We start from the raw sequence: 17,623 nt of genomic DNA, 5'->3' as shown, positions 1-17,623 counted from the left end.
CTTTTAACCTGCAATAAAAAAGCCCATCATGAGATGGGCTTTTTTTTCATTTACTTGGCTTGTATCGTATAGCATGGCGCTAAAGACAGTTGCAAAGTCCCGCCATTCAGTTTTGCCAGCGCTTTATCATTATCTGTCGCCGAAGTTGTGTTGTTTGCATTATAAATACCTTGGAAACTCGCCAAGGTATTCCCCCACTGCACCGTACCATTGTCCGAGTTGCTAAAGCTTATTGCGGGTGGTTTTTGTCCAGTTGGCAGTGTCGGATCCAACAGGTTGGTCAAACGCAATAATGCCCCTCCCACAACAATATTTTCAGAGGATGAATCAGATGATGTTTTAATGGAAGAATTCATTCCGACCAAGGCACCATCAATTTTTCTAAATACTTCACCCGCTAAAATCATACGTATAGAAATCGCTTGCTCTGGAGTGAAGGTACGGGCAATTGTGCCTAAACGGTATTGCTGCACATCATTTGTATCCTTAAATGAACTCGGAAGTATATCTTCACCACTACAGCCATTTACTGCATCTGTAGACATATCATTTTCAGTATAGCCAGGCTTCATATTGGTACGGATATCACCATTACGGTCAATAACAATCCCTAGCTTTACATCAGACACAGAAGTCTGTGTAAATTTAAATGTTAAATCGGCATACAACGGGAAGACATATTTATCTCCTAAGGCCACGTTATTCACCGATTTAAAGACTTTTTTATCCAGATAGGTAATAGGGAAAATTTTATACAGGTCTAAACTACCTTTATATACCTCACCTGAATTAATATTTTGCTGCCATTGGCCAAAATCCAGTAAATCACTGGCAGTCAATGTGGTTTTCTTGGTTAATAATTTATAGAATTTTTCTTTCCCAGCAATCATATAATCATTGTAGAGTTTGCCCTGATTAACAATGAGCGGTTGTGAGTTCACATCCCCCACATCAAACTGGTAATCCTGGTCAATTTGTTTGCTGATCGGATTAATCCAGTGAGATTGCGCTGCAGCGGTCATCCGCATCGGTCTTGTATTTCGAATCAATTCAGCATTCACGGAACTGAGTGCAGTTAATTGCTTATCAATAGTGCCCCGCCATTGTAAACCACTACCCAGCGTATAACCCTGGCGGTCAGTAATTAACATGAAATGCCCAAATAAAAACTTGGTCGATGTATCGGTTGCACTGCAAATATCTTTATTACAACCGACCAAACCATCCGAACCAGACAGCAAGTTTCCAACTACACCACTGGTAGAAAATAAAGAAAACTCTGGTTGATATACTGCCGCATTGGAAATTGTTATTAATTTTTTCACCACTTCAAATGCCTGATCATCCGTGATTTTGCTGACATCAACCCATGGCTTAATAATTGCTACATATTCACCATTGATGATTTGTTGAGTCGTGACTGAATTTAAAATCAGATCTAATTTTGTCCGCATTGCATCTGTAATATATAAAGCCTGAATATCTGTAGGCTCAACAATTTTATTATCTTCCAAGGCTAACACTTGCAAAATTTTTACCAGACTCATTGCAACCCTAACTGTTGCATCATTCTGATCTAGATTTATTGCAGACTGATTCTTTATCCCTTGCGCAATATCTAAAATGGTCAATCGTGGAATTTGCCCTGTAGTACTGACCAGCGCAATTTTACTTAAATCCACCGTTCCCAGATTAATCTGTTTATCTTTTTCACCTTTAATAAAGAAATTGACTTTATCACCTGTCCTACAGCTACCGGTAGCCACATTATTGGCTAAATCTATAAGAGAAATAAAGCTGTTAGTCGTATCACTGCTACACTTAAAATTAAGTCCATCAAGCGGATAATCTAATGCAAATTCCACACATCCGTCACTACCTACAGTACATGCACCATTTTCCGTACTTGAATCATAGGCTTCAGGAATAACATTGGCACTTTCACCGCCACAACCACTTAATGCTGCCATCAATGTAGTGAGGGCAAAAGGGAGTAAATATTTATTTTTCATCCTAATTCTCTTCTTATATCCTTAGCGAATTGCTATTAATTTTAATTGACCCTGGTTAGTGAGTGCCTTGTTTTCCAAATCTATCGCACTGGCTAAAGGAGTCAATAATAAATATTGGCTTTGAGAAGGAATATGAACAATTCCTTCAATTTTTTGATGTGTAGTAAATGAGTCAGCAGCTTCATGATTTTTAAAACCTCCTGCACCCTCAAGTACACAACCACTTGAATCTAAAAAAACTACAAAGGGCCAATAAAAGGTCGGATTCTGTTGCCGTGAAGCATACGAATTAATCTGAACATTCTGAATGGCATTGGAAACTTTCACAATTTCAAAATCAAATTGATCTTTTAATGGTGCACGCGGCCAGACATTGACTTCTTTATCCAAACTGACAGTTTTCGCATTTTTAATTTTTTTATCCTGAATACATTGTTGGCCTAAACTTTTAACAGCATCTACTTGAGAAACCCTATAATAGGTCGATGACAATGTAATGGGACCAGTATCCTGCTTTTGATTCTTTTTAAAAATCGATTGCAGCAAGGATTTACTCACCCCTTTTTCACGCTCAACCATTTGTAAACGTGTCGCCCCATGCTTAGTATCGATTATACCTTCGGGCATAGCATAAAAACGCTTCTTACCTTCCAGATTAAATTCCTGGTCTTCCAGATATTCATTTTTTATATATTGCGTACCATCAATCGTTACATAGTTTTCCGCATTTTTAGCTTCTTTAGCTGTACTGGTCGCGAGATGTATAGTTTCTTCCACCTTTTTAGGGTTGGATTGAGGCTGTAATACAGCTTTTTCCTTTTCCTCAGTTTTAGGTTCTACATACTTCGCTTGCGGTATTTTAGCCACATCAAGATGGGTAGAAGCTGTTTTTTTGGCATTTTGAACTACTACTTTATTTTCCGCCTTTAGTTGCAATGATGGGGTTGTTTGAGTAGCAGCAGTCTTAATTTCAGATTGATTAATTGAGGAATGGACTGATTGATTTTCTTGAACAATAGTATCTGCTGATGCAGATTTATTTACCTCAGTTTCTCTATTTTTGGGCTGAGATTTTTGCTGTACCACCATAGGTCGGCCATCTGGCCCAATAATAGTATAAAACTCGCCCGCATGCGAAAATGATACCTGCACCATACATAGTGTAAGTATCGATTTCACCAATGAATTCCCTTTCATTATTTTCAATTTACCTACCATCGTGTTCTATAGTTCAATCCTAAAATCGTAACTTTGGTATCCGTTTTAACATTTAAACCTGCATATGGATTTAACAGAATGTTATTTACACCCGTTTGGTTTGACAGACTACTTGTATTTGCCGGAATATTATCTTTACTACGTAAAAAACCAATCGATAAATCTAAATCGGTATCTGCATCAAAACGATAGCCTACACCTAGCCCAAACAATTGTGCATTGTTAATCGGAACCATTGTATTTCGCTTATTATCAGGAATTGCACTGCTACGAGGTTCATAACCGGCTCGTAATTTCAAACGATCCGTTGCCGAATACTCCACACCTATGCCAAAATTCCAAGGTGAAGTAAATGCCAGCGGAAGTGCAAGAGAGCTATCCCCAATATTTTCAGATAATAATTTAGCAATTTTTAATGCTGAAACTTGTCGGTCAAATTCAAACTTAAACTTGTCCCAAGCTTTATAGTCTGTCCAGCCTACATCAAAATTAACTTGTAAATCAGGTAAAACCTTATATTTTATTCCCGCCTGAAAATGTGCTGGATATTCAAAATCCATTGAAACAAGCCCAGACTCGCTTGCAGGTATAGAATTCGGGAAACCTAAAATTGCAGCAAGAATTTGGCCCGTAGGAGATGACATTAAACCATTAATCAGCTCACGAGGAGCCTTTGCATTATCAATGTGGTATTTACCTTTTAAACGCATTTTTGCCGCACTTTGATATACCATACCAAAGCTAAAATCGTCAGTCGGCTCCCACATTACACCTAAGTTATAACTTGGGCTAAGCGATTGTTCCATGGAAAGTTGCAATTGACCAAACTTGCCAAATGGATTCATGCCTTCTTCGGTATTACACATCCCTAGCAACAGAATGTCGGTAATAATGTCCGAGTTTTCTTTAAAAGGTGTACAAACGACTTCATCAATCATTCGTAACATACCAATTAATTCATTGGGAAAACGCAAATCCGTTTTTAAACCAATGGCTTGGTATGACATACCAATAGAAGCACCCACAGATAACTCATCATTCACTTGATATGCAATAGATGGAGATAAATAGGTAATCCTTTCTAGAGCAACTTGTTGCCCCATATAATTCCCAGGATTACCATTTTCGGCACCAAAACCGGCAACCAAAGGTGCATACATCGCCGTTGCAAAAGTTGTTTTAGAGCCCGGTGGATTATAAGCAATACCTGCTGTAGGTGCTGCCATGGGTAGACCTTCACCAAGATCAACCATTTTTTTCAATACAGGAACGTATAAACTTACGTATTCTACATCCCCATTGACTGTACCTTTAAAGTCGGTACATAAATCGGAAGAAACCTCTGGTCCGTCATTACACACCATCGGGTCATCTGAATAGCCAAATACGTTATAACCCGCAGGAACTGAAAATTCGCGTTTAATATCAAAATTAGCAAGAATCCCTTGTACATCGGTTTGCAGACCTTCAATTTTGGTCAAGGCTGCAGGGTTAAAATGAATTGCACTAATTCCTGGAGGATCTGCAGTAACAGCATTCCCCATACTCAATGATCGAATATCAACAGATAAGTTGGTACCTAATTGAGCAAAAGTTGCACTTGAACAGCCCGATACGATAATTGCTGCAGCTAACGGGCGAAGTCGAATCTTATACATACGACTACCCTCTTAGCGAAGTTTCTTACCGAAACCTAAAATATCAAGTGGGAATGACAGACCTAACGATACATCTGGAGCATCTTCTGTTAAGCCTATACCCACAGTTCCGTTGACAATGGTCTCAGGTGAAACACGAACACCCAATGAAATTGCTAAAGTGGAACTGGTCTGATCCGCCGGTGAATAACTTTCACCCGAAGTATAAGTAAATTGTGAACCGGTATTAAAACTTTGTTGATATGACATGGTCATAGACACATCATAGTTAAATGAATAAGCGAAGCCTAAAGCAAAACCACCGCTGATTCCTGGTTCAAACTCATCAATCACGCGAGTACCACGGCGCTGGTTCAGCCCTGATTCCTTAAAACCATAGTTAGCTGAAACGGAAGCGAAAAGTACAACAGGATCAATATACTTACGTGTACTTGCACCGATACCTGCAGAGTAATAGCCTTTACCTGTCGCTAAATCATCAGCTGCGTTAATTTCATAAGGACTATCACCCGTTTTGGTTGAAATATTACCGAATAAAATGAGTGGCAATCTGCCTGCTTTTAGTGGAAATGGCTCCCAGCGTGCACCAAAAGAAATATCACCTAAACCTGCTGTAGAGGTATCTTTTAATAAATCTGTTTTAGCAACTAAAGGGACTGAAGCAGTAAATGTCAAATTATCTAAAATGCCATACTGTCCAGTAAATGTATTGGTAATGGAATGTGTTGCATTTTCTTGAACACGAAGTTGATAGAGCTGACCTTTAGACATTTCAGCATCAATTTGTGTATCACGATAATAGGTGTAATCAATATCATAATAAGATGAAATATCACCTTTTTTAATTAATGAATATTGTCTTTCATTTGAGGTAAAAACCTCTTGCAGGTTTGCTTCTTTATTTGCATCCCCTTCTTGCTGTTGCAAGGCAGAAGAAGCTTGTGAATTTACATCGGCTGGTTGTGATTGCGCGGTAGCACTATTATCGGCTGGCGGTGTTGATAGGGTATTATCAACTTGTTCATCAACAGCTTCATATTCACCGAGTGCCGGCTCTTCTACTTCAGCATTTACAGCTGCTACCGTTTGCGTATTTGCAGGCTGTGACGAGGTAGATTCAACTTCTGTTTCCTGTTGATCTACAACCTCATATTCTCCAAGTACAGGTTCTTCTGCTGCATATGCCACCCCTATTGCCATTTGAACACTCAAAGCCAATAAAGTTTTGTTCATCCATTTACGATTCATATTCCATCCCACCATTTTTATTTTTTTAATCTGCTACTTTTATACGCTATTTACTTTTGTAATAAAGACGTAAGAAATTATATGTTGGTTCACCAAACTGCTCTGAGTCTGAATTTAAATTCTTATCCAAACGAATCGTTGAAGCTTTATCTGCAATTTTTTCCATATAAAATTGTGGATACTGCATATCAACAAAAGCATAGCGATTCACAGTTGCATCTTCGACATGTCGTAAATCTGCATCTTGAAGTGCCAATAAATTTTTTCTTTTTTCAGGTGCGACATTAATTAAAAACAAGGTATTGTTTTCCCAGATATCTTTGAAACGCGTTTCATCAAAACTGATATTACCCAATGCAGGGTCAGCCACATAAACACGGCCATTCTTGTACGCTTTAAACACTACAAAATGCTTAAAACCTGCATAAGAAATTGGAACAATTGCCGGTTGACCTTGTTTAACCAAATCGGAAAATTCGCCTTTGTATCCACCACTTTCAAAACCGATTGCCCCAACAAAGCGTTTCATATCAAGTAAAGAAAAACTACGTCGTTCAACAATTTTCTCGGTCTCGCCAAATTTAAGCAAACCATTCATAACTTGTTGTTCTGTCATGGTTACACCAACATCAACATAACCATTCAATAAAGTCGTTAATGCAGCTGACCCACAGCTATAGTCATAGGCTTGACGAACAATCCCCCTGAATTGATCTTCCATTGCTGGCTTAATAAGAACTGCTTCCCGATGCATTCGATTGAAGGAATCTTGCCGAGAATCTAAAGTTTCGGTGTAATAAACCGCTTCTGCTGGTTTTTTCTTAATTTCAAAGGCTTCTTTGGCAGCGTAATACATCAATGCCGAGCCTAGTGCGATCTCTAACATATGTTTTAACTTTTCTAGTTATCGGCATGACGTGCCAGTGTTCATTATTTTTCTAGAGCTTATGCTCTACATCCATGTAAAAAGGAAGATAACCTTTTTTATAAAAAAAAACAGCTTTTTTTTAGTTTTTTTGAAAAATTTCACATTTTTTTGTAAAAAAAAGCGCGTGAATACACGCGCTTTTTCAAATGGAAACTTAGTGACCAGCGATAGTAATAATCGCACCTGGCACATAAACACCAGCAGCAGGACTAAAGTAAGTTTGCATGCCTTGAACTTCCACATCACCAATAGATGCTGCATCACGGCTACCTAAATGAATACCTGCCACATAGTTATCATGCGCACCACTTGTGCTAACAATACGAATGAAACCATTATTTGCAGCTGATTTACCCATTACACTAATGCTTTGATTCAAGGTTAAATCTTTACTGTTAGCATCTGTCAACTTAATGCTTTCAATGAAGATTTCGCCCGCCGCAGTAGTATTAATATTAGCACCAGTTGGTGAAAGGGCTGCTGGAACAACTGTCTTACCAAGTGTTGAGTTATCAAGAATACCCAAATCTTTAATTTCTAAACCACCAATCATAGCAGCACTCAATTTAACCATTGCACCCTGCGGAGCAGCACCTAATTGAATGTTTGCAGTCATTGGACCAGTTTTTACAGAAAGACCTGATAAGATCGCGTTTTCTGTTCCTGTACCACCACGACGGATACTTGTTGCAGTAGCTCCTGGTTTAGCAGCTGACCCAACCACACCAATTTCACCGATATTAATATCCAAGCCTGAAACTTTTGCTGCAATGTTGATAAATGGATTACCATTACCAGCATCTGAGTCAATTACCAAGTCAGCCAAGTTACGTGACGGAAGTAAGTAAGCACCACCATTATCATAGTTTGCGCCAATTACAATACCCTTGTCTTTTACAACGTTAGTCTCAACACCACCAACTAGCTTAGAAATACCATTTCCTTTAATATAAATAGCACCAGCACCAGACGTTTTATCTACAAGTGTTACGCCATCAGCTTGAAGCTCTTTATAACCAGCTGCTCCCATACCATCATTATCGTGTACAAACACTTTATCAATTTCAATTTTTGAAATACCGATTCCGATGTTTAAACCATCTTGACCTGTAGTAGCACCCAATGAAGCATCATCCATTGCTTGCATTGCCATCGCATTTGCGCTGATTGCTAATGAAGAAACTAAAGCAAGTTTAGTAAATTTTTTCATTTCGTACTCTCCCAAGAGTATTATTTTTTTGATTGTTAACTACTCGATTTCACTGATTGTTTTTTATTTTTTGACAATAGTGAGTCTTTCCTTGAGCAGCTGATTTGCCCTAGTTAAGTTATATCTGTGTGATTTTTTGTTCAACTGCTGTTGGTCGCAATCTATATGTTACCGATAAACGGTATTTACAGGTTTTATGCATTAACAATGTTATAGAATATGCCATCTATGTATCGACTTTATAAAGCAACCTCGTATGAATAAGTCTGTTATTTTTAAAAAATTGCTGACTAAACAACAGCTTAATCCTACTCAAGTTCTTTTATGCCTATCGCATTTAAACCATGTCGTTTACTTAAAAAATGTAAACCAAGCTGTTATTGCACTTTTTGCCTCTGAATATATGCTGATTCAGAATCAAAAAATTCAGAAATTTAACAGGACATCGTTAAACCAATATCAACAAAATTCTAAATCAATTGATTTCAATAATTTTTTTAAGCCAAGTTTGCAAAATTCTCATTCTGATTTTAATGGCGGTTTAATTGGTTTTATCAGCTATGATGAGGCGGCCCAGCAACAGGTTAACATTCGACCCAAAAATCAGCCCTCTTTATTTTTAGGTATTTATTGCAGCTATATTAAACTGACCGATCAAGGTTGGACCTTTTTTAGTTATGAGCATGATGCTGAAACAATTTTTCAAGTGATTCAGGAGGCCTTACAAGATAAAGACAAGCAAAATAAAAACCATCAAACGTTTACACTTACGCAACCTTGCACTGCACGCTGGAGTCAACAGCAATATGTCACTGCCTTTAAGCAGGTTCAAGATTATATTCGGGCGGGTGATTGCTACCAGATTAATTTGACTCAGGAATTTACCGCCAAAGCACAAGGCTTGTTACTGGATACCGCAGAAGCATTTTGGCAACTAACCGATGCACCTTATTCAGGTTATCTTAAAATTGATAATTTTGAATTATTAAGCTGTTCTCCTGAACTGTTTATCGATTTTGAAGCAGACCGAAAAATCATTACAAAACCGATCAAAGGTACGATGCCTCGCTATAAAGATGCCGAACAAGATGAACAATCCAAACAAAGCTTAATTCACTCTAAAAAAGATCAAGCCGAAAATGTGATGATTGTGGATTTACTGCGTAATGATTTAAGCGTATACGCAGAAACAGGATCCGTTAAAACACCAAAACTTTTTGAAATTGAGTCATTTAATCAAGTTCACCATATGGTCAGTGAAGTTACTGCTACTTTGAAGGAAGATGTCAATCCTTTTCATATGCTCATGTCTGCTCTTCCGGGGGGATCGATTACTGGCGCTCCCAAAATTCGAGCCATGCAAATTATAGAAGAACTAGAAGGTGCTCCACGCGGAGCCTACTGTGGCTCGATGGGGTATTTTAATTTTGACGGCACTGGTTCATGGAATATTCTAATTCGTTCGATTCAAAAATATCAGGATAATGTTTCTGTTTGGGCCGGTGGTGGCATCACCATTGCATCAGATTGTGATGCTGAATATCAGGAATGTTTTGATAAAGTTTCTGCCATGCTGGATTTGCTCAACACATGGTATAAACCTGAATAAATTAAAAAAGCAATTTTTAATCCCTCCCGACCTCCCTTTTTCAAAGGGAGGAATTCCCTCCTTTATCAAAGGACGGTTAGGGTGGATTTCAATTACAACAAGATGTCATTTTTTAAAGTATTCACCAGACGCTGGTTTTGTTCATCTGTACCGATAGTAATACGCAGGAACTGGTTAATACGTGGCTTATTGAAATAACGTACGATAATGCCACGTTCACGTAATTCAGCTGCTAATTCAGCTGCATCTTTATCTGCTAAGGATGCAAAAATAAAGTTTGCACTCGATGGCAAGACTTTAAAGCCAAGCTCAACCAATTGAGCAACCAACTTTTCACGGCTTGCAATCACTTTCTCATTTTGCGCTTCGAAGTACTCTTGATCTTCAAAAGATGCCACAGCAGCTGCAATCGCAAAACGATCGATTGGATAAGAGTTAAAGCTGTTTTTGACTGCTTCCAGTGCAGCAATGAGATGTGGCTGTGCAATGGCAAAACCAACACGCAATCCAGCCAATGAACGTGATTTAGAAGTAGTTTGACATACGACTAAATTGTCGTACTTTTCCACCAAATTGACCGCAGATTCTGCACCAAAATCAACATAAGCTTCATCAATCACTACCACAGAATTGGGGTTGGCTTGAAGTACTTTTTCAATAGCAGATAAACCCAATGCAATACTGGTTGGTGCATTCGGATTGGTAATAATAATCCCGCCATTGGCTTGCTTGTAGTCATCCACCACAATTTCAAAGTCGTCATTGAGCGGTAGCACTTTGGTTTTTACCCCAAAGAACTGGCTATAAACCGGATAGAAACTGTAGGTAATGTCCGGGTACAGCACTGGCAATTCCTGTACAAAAAATGCTTTGAAGATGTGTGCCAGCACTTCATCAGAACCATTGCCGACAAAGACATGACTCACATCGACTTGTTGCTGCTTGGCAATGGCTTGTTTTAAAGCTAATGCATCTGGGTCTGGATATAAACGCAGGACATCTGCTGAATTTGCCAGTACCGCTTGCACCGCTTGCACCACTTTAGGTGATGGCGGATACGGATTTTCATTGGTATTGAGTTTTAATAAATTTTGGATTTTAGGTTGTTCACCTGGTACATAAGGTTCTAGCTCACGTACTTCAGGACTCCAAAAACGCATTTGTTCTGTTGTGATGGTCGACATTTTTATTTCTCTTATTTCCCTCTCCTAACCTCTCTTGCGCTTTGCTTTAAAGCAATCCTTAAAGCTCGCTCAGGGAGAGGAATCTCCATCTCATGAATGATGGAATCGAACATCAAAACTATTCTCATCACATGAGTTTCCCTCTCCTTTCAGGAGAGGGTTAGGGAGAGGTTTATAATTTTAGAAAACTAGATTTTTTTCATCTAGCCGATAATTCATTACTGATAACGATAACGCGCTGAGCGTGCATGGGCATCCAAGTTTTCTTGCTGTGCCAATACATCTGCAGTTTTCGCTAAAGTTTTCACGCCTTCTTGTGAGCACATGATCAAGCTTGAACGCTTCTGGAAATCATATACACCCAGCGGCGATGAGAAGCGCGCGGTACCTGAAGTTGGTAATACATGGTTTGGACCTGCACAGTAATCACCAATCGCTTCAGGCGTATAGCGCCCCATGAAAATCGCACCGGCATGGCGAATGCTTTCCGACATTTCTTGCGCTTCATCTAAGCAAAGCTCTAAATGTTCAGGAGCAACCTGATTAATCAAATCAATCGCTTCTTGACGATCTTTCACCAAAACCAATGCACCACGATTGGCAATTGAAGTACGGGCAATATCAGCTTTAGGCAACTCAGCTAGATGATCTTCAATTGCCTGTTCAACATCGTTTAAAAGCTGTTCATCTGGTGTGATGAAAACAGCTTGAGCCACAGTATCATGCTCAGCTTGAGACAATAAATCCATCGCCAGCCATTTCGCGTTATTTTCACCTTCGGCATAAACCAGAATTTCTGAAGGTCCTGCAATCATGTCGATACCAACTTGACCAAACACCGCACGTTTAGCCGCAGCCACGAAACGGTTGCCCGGACCGGTAATTTTATCGACCGATGGAATGGTTTCGGTACCATAAGCCAATGCTGCAACTGCTTGTGCCCCACCAATGGTAAATACACGGTGAACGCCAGCCAAATATGCCGCTGCCAAAACCAATAAATTGAGTTCACCATTCGGTGCAGGAACCACCATGATAATTTCAGGCACACCCGCAACATGTGCAGGAACTGCATTCATCAACACCGAAGATGGATAAGACGCTAAACCGCCCGGTACATAAATCCCGACACGGTCAAGCGGTGTAATTTTTTGACCTAAGGTATTGCCCAAAGCATCAACATACGTCCAGCCATCCTGCTTTTGTGCTTGATGGAATTCACGAACACGATTAGCCGCCAATTCTAAAGCTTCACGCACTTCTGTATTTAAGCCATCGAAAGCGGTCTTTAACTGTTCTTGTGACAGTTCAAGATCTGAAAACTGATGCGCTGGATGTCGATCGAACTGTTGAGTGAGTTTAAGAACATGAGCATCACCATGCTGACGAACATCAGCAATGATTTGGTCTACGGTTTTTAAAAGTTCAGGATCACTAACTGTCTCAAAAGCCAGCAAGTCTGCAAAAGACTGCTTAAAGCTTTGATCTTGAGTCGATAAACGTCGCATCAATTTACCCACAAGGTTTGAATTGGAAAACTTTAGTTTACCTTGTTTCCTGAGGATTGTGGGCATTTATACTGCAACTATTGCTTTGGATTTCATAGAAAATAACATTGATGCGCATAAATATTTCTTATGATAAAAATCACCTATAAAAAAACCGCCCAGCAGGACGGTTTTTTATTTTCTATCCAGTAAGCTTATTTAGCTTTTTCACGTTCTTCCACGGCTTTTTCAAGCTGTGCCAGAATCGGATTCAATAAAGTCTGCTTACGTTTAAAGCTGGCTTTATTTACAATTAAACGTGAAGATACTTTACAGATTTCTTCCAAAGGCTCTAAACCATTGGCACGCAAGGTATTACCTGTATCTACTACATCAACAATGTAATCACCCAAACCAACCAATGGAGCAAGTTCCATTGAACCGTAAAGCTTAATGACATCAACCTGCTCACCTAAGCTTGCATAGTATTGACGGGTTAAGTTCACGTATTTGGTAGCAATTTTTAAACGGCCTTTCGGGCGAACCATACCCACTTTGCCTGCTGTCATGAGTTTACAGTTGGCAATTTTAAGATCCAATGGCTCGTAAACATTTTGCGCGCCATGTTCCATCAGCACATCTTTACCCGCAACACCCAAATCCGCTGCACCATTTTCAACATAAGTCGGTACATCAGAAGCACGTAAAATTAAAATACGTACCTGTTTATGTGTGGTTGGGAAAATTAACTTGCGAGATTTGTCCGGATCTTCCAGCAAGTTAATCCCTGCTGTTTCTAGCAGAGGTAAAGTCTCTTTTAAAATACGTCCCTTACTTAATGCTAAAGTTAAACCATGATCAAAATTGCCCATAACGTCAAAGTTTGGATCATCGTTTCTCATATCGCTCATTAACTTACTCGCTTAATTTGGGCACCTAAACCTTGTAATTTTGCTTCGACATCTTCATAACCGCGGTCAATATGATAAATACGGTCAATCAGGGTTTCACCTTCAGCAGCTAAAGCAGCCAAAACCAAAGAGAAAGAAGCACGTAAATCCGTTGCCATCACCGGTGCTGCAGAAAGTTTTTCTACACCAGTGACCACAGCATCATTACCTTCAACCTGAATATTTGCTCCCATGCGTGACAACTCAGGTACATGCATAAAACGGTTTTCAAAAATCGTTTCAGAAATTGTAGCAAAGCCGCGACCAATGGCATTGACTGCCATGATTTGTGCTTGCATATCGGTTGGGAATTCTGGATGCGGCAGAGTCTGGAAGCTGACTGCTTTAGGGCGCTTGCCCATCATGTCCAGCTCAATCCAGTCATCACCACGGGTGACTTCTGCACCCATTTCTTCAAATTTATCTAAAACTGCTTCAAGTAATGAAGGATCAGTATGGGTAGTTTTTACTTTACCCCCAGTAATGGCAGCTGCAGCCAAATATGAACCTGTTTCAATACGGTCAGCCACTACGGCATATTCACAGCCATGTAAGCTTTCAACACCTGTAACTACCAGCGTATCAGTATCCAGACCTTCAATTTTTGCACCCATGGCAATGAGCATTTGTGCCAGATCAGTAATTTCAGGTTCACGCGCCGCATTACGGATGGTGGTGACGCCATCGGCCAAAACTGCTGCCATCAGAATATTTTCAGTACCGCCAACAGTCACCATATCAAAGACAACTTCGCCACCTTTAAGACGACCGTCAACTTTAGCATTGACATAACCGGCTTCAACCTCGATCTCTGCACCCAAAGCTTCTAGCGCTTTTAAGTGTTGATCGACTGGACGTGAGCCAATGGCACAACCGCCTGGTAAAGAGACTTTTGCACTACCATAACGCGCCAATAATGGACCAAGCACCAAAATTGATGCACGCATGGTTTTGACTAGTTCGTATGGTGCAAATTGATTGTCTAATGTTGAGGTATCTGCTTTAACTGTGTCGCCTTCATAGGTAATTTGTACACCCAAACCCGCAATCAACTTCACTAAAGTGTTGACATCTTTCAGGTTTGGCACGTTAGTCAAAACAGTGGGTGTTTCAGGCAAAATCATTGCAGCAAGTAATGGAAGTGCTGCATTTTTTGCACCAGAAATACGCACTTCACCTTCGAGCTTAACACCGCCCTGAATTAAAAATTTATCCATCTAGTTCTAAGCTCCGAATAAGCTTGCTTTACGCCATTCTTCTTGGGTCATTGCACGAATAGTTACTGCATGTACTTCACCGCTAGCAATATATGAATTTAACGGAGCATAAACCGCCTGTTGGCGTGCGACAGGACGCTTGCCCTCAAATTGTTCATCGACAATTCGAAGATCAAACTTACCACCTTGCCCACTAACTGCAACTTCAGCCTCTGGAAAAGCAGCTTTTAAAATTTCAGTGAGCTGTTCACTATTCATCACAAAGACCTCTTATAGGACCAACGGTGTAAAAACCTGCCATTTTACTATAAATATGAAAAATAAAGCATTAACGTATAACATTTAATATATAAAAAAAGAGGTCATCAAAAACCTCTTTTCGTTCAAAAACCAAACTATGCTAGCAATGGCTGGGATGCAACCTGCATTTTCCGATGCTTATGTAACTGTCTTTTAAGTTTTTCTGTTAATTTTTTAATTGAAGTATACATATCATCAGCTGTCGCCTGTGCAAATAATTCTGCCCCCGGTACACGAATAATGGCTTCAGCAATATGATTTAAACTTCCTTTTCTTGAACGTTTGTCTACTTGATGATCTTTGGTCAATTTTACCTGCATACTATTAACTTGGTCTAAATGCTTGGTCATTTCAGCAAATTTTAGTCGGATATTATCTTCAATTGCAGGGGTGATAGTTAAGTGATGACCACGAATTGTTATTTGCATAATTCTATCCCTCACCTTCTTTAGGATTAGTTAAAGTCATAGCCGAAATGATCTGATGACAGAAAATAGGATTCTGCAATTCACAATTTAAATCATTTCAACCACTCCTTTAAAAGAAAAAAAAGATTCATTATGTTGTCATAATGAATCCATAGAATAATCAGATTTTAAAAATTAGATCAAGACTTTTCGCTCAGAAGATGATGGAATATGTAACGACTCTCGATATTTAGCAACAGTTCGACGTGCCACATCAATCCCATCTTGTTTCAATAAATTGGCAATAATATTGTCAGATAAAGGCTTACGCGGATTTTCTTCTGAAATTAATTTTTTAATTTTCGCTCGAATCGCAATAGACGAAGCCTCTCCACCAGAAGTAGTCGCAACATGACTGGAGAAGAAATATTTCAGCTCAAACAAGCCACGTGGTGTCAGCATAAATTTATTGGTGGTCACACGTGAAACTGTCGACTCATGCAACTCAACCTCTTCTGCAATATCGCGAAGTACCAAAGGTCTCATCCCCTCAGCACCGATTTCCAAAAACATTTTTTGATGTTCTACGATACAGGTCGCAACTTTCAATAAGGTTTTATGACGCTCATCGACACTTTTAATAAAGTTTTTTGCATCTAGCATTTGATTGCGCAGATATTGATTATCGTTACTTTGATCTGCACGTTTAATCATATTGGCATAAAAAGAATTGACCCGTAATTTAGGCATAACATCTGGATTGAGTTGTACTTGCCAATGATCATTCTTTTTCATGACCACCACATCGGGAATTTGATAATCCGAGTCTTTCTCTTCAAACTCCATTCCCGGATAAGCTTTTAATGTTTTTAACAGGTCGACTGCACATTTCAACTGATCTGGATTCAAACCGGTCTGTTTAACCAGCTTTGGCAATTCATTTGAAATCAGCAACTCGTAATGACTTAACAAGGTTAACGCTTCACGACGATAAGCGGTATGCACAGGTAAACTTTCTAATTGCACAGATAAACATTCAGCCAGGTTACGTGATGCTACACCAGCCGGATCAAGATGTTGTATATGTTTTAAAACGACGAGAACTTCATCATCTTCTACTTCATCATCGTAATCCATGGATTCCAATAAATGCTGCACAGATGCGGTGATTTCGGAAATTTCTGCGTCCAAAAACCCTTTTTCATCCAAAGAATCAACAATACAATGCGCGATGAGTCGATCAACTGCTGAAAAATGTAATAAATTTATCTGCTCTAGTACGTGTTCTTTTAGACCTAAGTGCCCCTGACGATTATCTTCACGATCTTCATATTCAGGAGAACCCAAGCTGGTCGGTTGATGGGTATATACATCATCCCAATCCGTATCTACCGGCAGATCATCAGGCAAGGTATTGGCATTCAACTCATTGGTCAAGTCCTTGTCATTACGCTCCTGATCTTCTAAAGAAGTTAAACTTTCAATATTCGATAATTCTTCTACTTTTTCTAATAAAGGATTACTATCCAGTTGAACCTGAATTTCCTGTTCAAGCTCTAAACTCGATAATTGAAGCAAACGAATGGCCTGCTGCAACTGCGGTGTCAGCGACAATGAGTTAGCAACTTTTAATCCAACCGATAACTTCATAATTCCTCTACTCTTTTTTTAAAAATTTGTTCTAAGCAATTTTTATGCCTATTTATAATTTTATAGCATAGAATTTTTTAAAATCCTACATTTTTGTCATTAGAACAGCCGAACCCGTTGCAAAATGCAAATACCATCAAACACGGTCTTTCAGCATACTATCTATTTAAATGCAGACCAGATCAGGGGCAACACAAGCTCTCGCTTTTTATACTTTTTTGATGTTTATGACTTAATTTAAACTTTTTATTTTTCCCCCACACAAAAAAACACCCCCAACTCTCCTAGCAATGCTATTCGGGTTGGGGGTGTTTGGAATAATGAGCTGGCGATGACTTACTCTCACATGGGTAATCCCACACTACCATCAGCGCTAAGAGGTTTCACTTCTGAGTTCGGGAAGGGATCAGGTGGTTCACTCTTGCTATTGTCGCCAGCACAACTGTTTATGGACTTGTTCGGGTCTTATTTACATCATTTGATGTATGCCTTACTTCGTACCAAATAGAATACATTAACAGGTATATCTGAGTTGAATATTGTCA

Annotated in this window: 14 protein-coding genes and 1 rRNA gene; 1 reads left to right on the top strand and 14 read right to left on the bottom strand. The window is 39.3% G+C overall.

Annotated elements, in window-relative coordinates:
• Positions 1 to 50: 50 nt before the first annotated feature.
• The 6 genes from B9T26_RS13160 to B9T26_RS13135 form a co-directional block, all read right to left on the bottom strand.
• Positions 51 to 2,012, bottom strand: coding sequence for a hypothetical protein (locus B9T26_RS13160; RefSeq protein WP_086200123.1), 1,962 nt, complete (start codon positions 2,010 to 2,012; stop codon positions 51 to 53).
• Between the two features lie 21 nt (positions 2,013 to 2,033).
• Positions 2,034 to 3,191 (bottom strand): putative pilus assembly protein FilE, encoded by a 1,158-nt coding sequence (gene filE, locus B9T26_RS13155; RefSeq protein ID WP_264754456.1) that lies wholly within the window; start codon positions 3,189 to 3,191, stop codon positions 2,034 to 2,036.
• Positions 3,192 to 3,223: 32 nt separating this feature from the next.
• Positions 3,224 to 4,888, bottom strand: coding sequence for an OmpP1/FadL family transporter (locus tag B9T26_RS13150; protein ID WP_086200122.1), 1,665 nt, complete (start codon positions 4,886 to 4,888; stop codon positions 3,224 to 3,226).
• A gap of 12 nt (positions 4,889 to 4,900) precedes the next feature.
• Complete coding sequence (locus B9T26_RS13145; RefSeq protein WP_171263011.1) at positions 4,901 to 6,136, bottom strand: hypothetical protein; 1,236 nt, start codon at positions 6,134 to 6,136, stop codon at positions 4,901 to 4,903.
• A 46-nt stretch (positions 6,137 to 6,182) separates the two neighbouring features.
• Positions 6,183 to 7,022, bottom strand: a complete 840-nt coding sequence (locus tag B9T26_RS13140; RefSeq protein WP_086200120.1) for a C39 family peptidase — start codon at positions 7,020 to 7,022, stop codon at positions 6,183 to 6,185.
• 196 nt (positions 7,023 to 7,218) lie between these two features.
• Entirely contained in the window at positions 7,219 to 8,274 is a 1,056-nt protein-coding gene (locus B9T26_RS13135) for a DUF6160 family protein (protein WP_086200119.1), read from the bottom strand.
• 256 nt (positions 8,275 to 8,530) lie between these two features.
• Between B9T26_RS13135 and pabB the strand changes: the two genes are divergently transcribed.
• Positions 8,531 to 9,883, top strand: coding sequence for an aminodeoxychorismate synthase component I (gene pabB / locus B9T26_RS13130; RefSeq protein WP_086200118.1), 1,353 nt, complete (start codon positions 8,531 to 8,533; stop codon positions 9,881 to 9,883).
• A gap of 92 nt (positions 9,884 to 9,975) precedes the next feature.
• Here pabB and hisC read toward each other — a convergent pair whose 3' ends face one another.
• From hisC to rrf, 8 genes are all read right to left on the bottom strand, one after another.
• Positions 9,976 to 11,067 (bottom strand): histidinol-phosphate transaminase, encoded by a 1,092-nt coding sequence (gene hisC, locus B9T26_RS13125; protein ID WP_086200117.1) that lies wholly within the window; start codon positions 11,065 to 11,067, stop codon positions 9,976 to 9,978.
• 218 nt (positions 11,068 to 11,285) lie between these two features.
• Entirely contained in the window at positions 11,286 to 12,587 is a 1,302-nt protein-coding gene (gene hisD / locus B9T26_RS13120) for a histidinol dehydrogenase (protein WP_171263012.1), read from the bottom strand.
• A gap of 182 nt (positions 12,588 to 12,769) precedes the next feature.
• Positions 12,770 to 13,465: an ATP phosphoribosyltransferase gene (gene hisG / locus B9T26_RS13115; RefSeq protein WP_086200115.1), complete on the bottom strand. Its 696-nt coding sequence runs from the start codon at positions 13,463 to 13,465 to the stop codon at positions 12,770 to 12,772.
• Positions 13,465 to 14,721 carry a UDP-N-acetylglucosamine 1-carboxyvinyltransferase gene (gene murA / locus B9T26_RS13110; RefSeq protein WP_086200114.1) on the bottom strand — a complete coding sequence of 419 codons (1,257 nt, stop codon included), beginning with the start codon at positions 14,719 to 14,721 and terminating at the stop codon, positions 13,465 to 13,467. The genes hisG and murA overlap by 1 nt, the downstream gene beginning before the upstream one ends.
• 6 nt (positions 14,722 to 14,727) lie before the next feature.
• Positions 14,728 to 14,979, bottom strand: a complete 252-nt coding sequence (gene ibaG, locus B9T26_RS13105) for a BolA family iron metabolism protein IbaG (protein WP_086174950.1) — start codon at positions 14,977 to 14,979, stop codon at positions 14,728 to 14,730.
• 137 nt (positions 14,980 to 15,116) lie between these two features.
• A complete protein-coding gene (hpf, locus tag B9T26_RS13100; RefSeq protein ID WP_086174951.1) occupies positions 15,117 to 15,449 on the bottom strand; it encodes a ribosome hibernation-promoting factor, HPF/YfiA family in 333 nt (110 codons plus the stop codon).
• Between the two features lie 174 nt (positions 15,450 to 15,623).
• On the bottom strand, positions 15,624 to 17,078 hold the full coding sequence (locus tag B9T26_RS13095) for an RNA polymerase factor sigma-54 (RefSeq protein WP_086200113.1): 1,455 nt from the start codon (positions 17,076 to 17,078) through the stop codon (positions 15,624 to 15,626).
• A gap of 323 nt (positions 17,079 to 17,401) precedes the next feature.
• Positions 17,402 to 17,516 (bottom strand): 5S ribosomal RNA (gene rrf / locus B9T26_RS13090).
• Positions 17,517 to 17,623: the final 107 nt, after the last annotated feature.

This window comes from Acinetobacter sp. ANC 4169, from assembly GCF_002135355.1.
Classification (GTDB): Bacteria; Pseudomonadota; Gammaproteobacteria; order Pseudomonadales; family Moraxellaceae; genus Acinetobacter.
This window is presented reverse-complemented; position numbering and strand designations above follow the sequence as displayed.

What these genes read in the sequence shown, in the direction of transcription:
- B9T26_RS13160 (WP_086200123.1), bottom strand. Translation starts at nt 2,012, where the DNA reads ATGAAAAATAAATATTTACTCCCTTTTGCCCTCACTACATTGATGGCA.
- B9T26_RS13150 (WP_086200122.1), bottom strand. Translation starts at nt 4,888, where the DNA reads ATGTATAAGATTCGACTTCGCCCGTTAGCTGCAGCAATTATCGTATCG.
- B9T26_RS13145 (WP_171263011.1), bottom strand. Translation starts at nt 6,136, where the DNA reads ATGAATCGTAAATGGATGAACAAAACTTTATTGGCTTTGAGTGTTCAA.
- B9T26_RS13140 (WP_086200120.1), bottom strand. Translation starts at nt 7,022, where the DNA reads ATGTTAGAGATCGCACTAGGCTCGGCATTGATGTATTACGCTGCCAAA.
- B9T26_RS13135 (WP_086200119.1), bottom strand. Translation starts at nt 8,274, where the DNA reads ATGAAAAAATTTACTAAACTTGCTTTAGTTTCTTCATTAGCAATCAGC.
- pabB (WP_086200118.1), top strand. Translation starts at nt 8,531, where the DNA reads ATGAATAAGTCTGTTATTTTTAAAAAATTGCTGACTAAACAACAGCTT.
- hisC (WP_086200117.1), bottom strand. Translation starts at nt 11,067, where the DNA reads ATGTCGACCATCACAACAGAACAAATGCGTTTTTGGAGTCCTGAAGTA.
- hisG (WP_086200115.1), bottom strand. Translation starts at nt 13,465, where the DNA reads ATGAGCGATATGAGAAACGATGATCCAAACTTTGACGTTATGGGCAAT.
- murA (WP_086200114.1), bottom strand. Translation starts at nt 14,721, where the DNA reads ATGGATAAATTTTTAATTCAGGGCGGTGTTAAGCTCGAAGGTGAAGTG.
- ibaG (WP_086174950.1), bottom strand. Translation starts at nt 14,979, where the DNA reads ATGAATAGTGAACAGCTCACTGAAATTTTAAAAGCTGCTTTTCCAGAG.
- hpf (WP_086174951.1), bottom strand. Translation starts at nt 15,449, where the DNA reads ATGCAAATAACAATTCGTGGTCATCACTTAACTATCACCCCTGCAATT.
- B9T26_RS13095 (WP_086200113.1), bottom strand. Translation starts at nt 17,078, where the DNA reads ATGAAGTTATCGGTTGGATTAAAAGTTGCTAACTCATTGTCGCTGACA.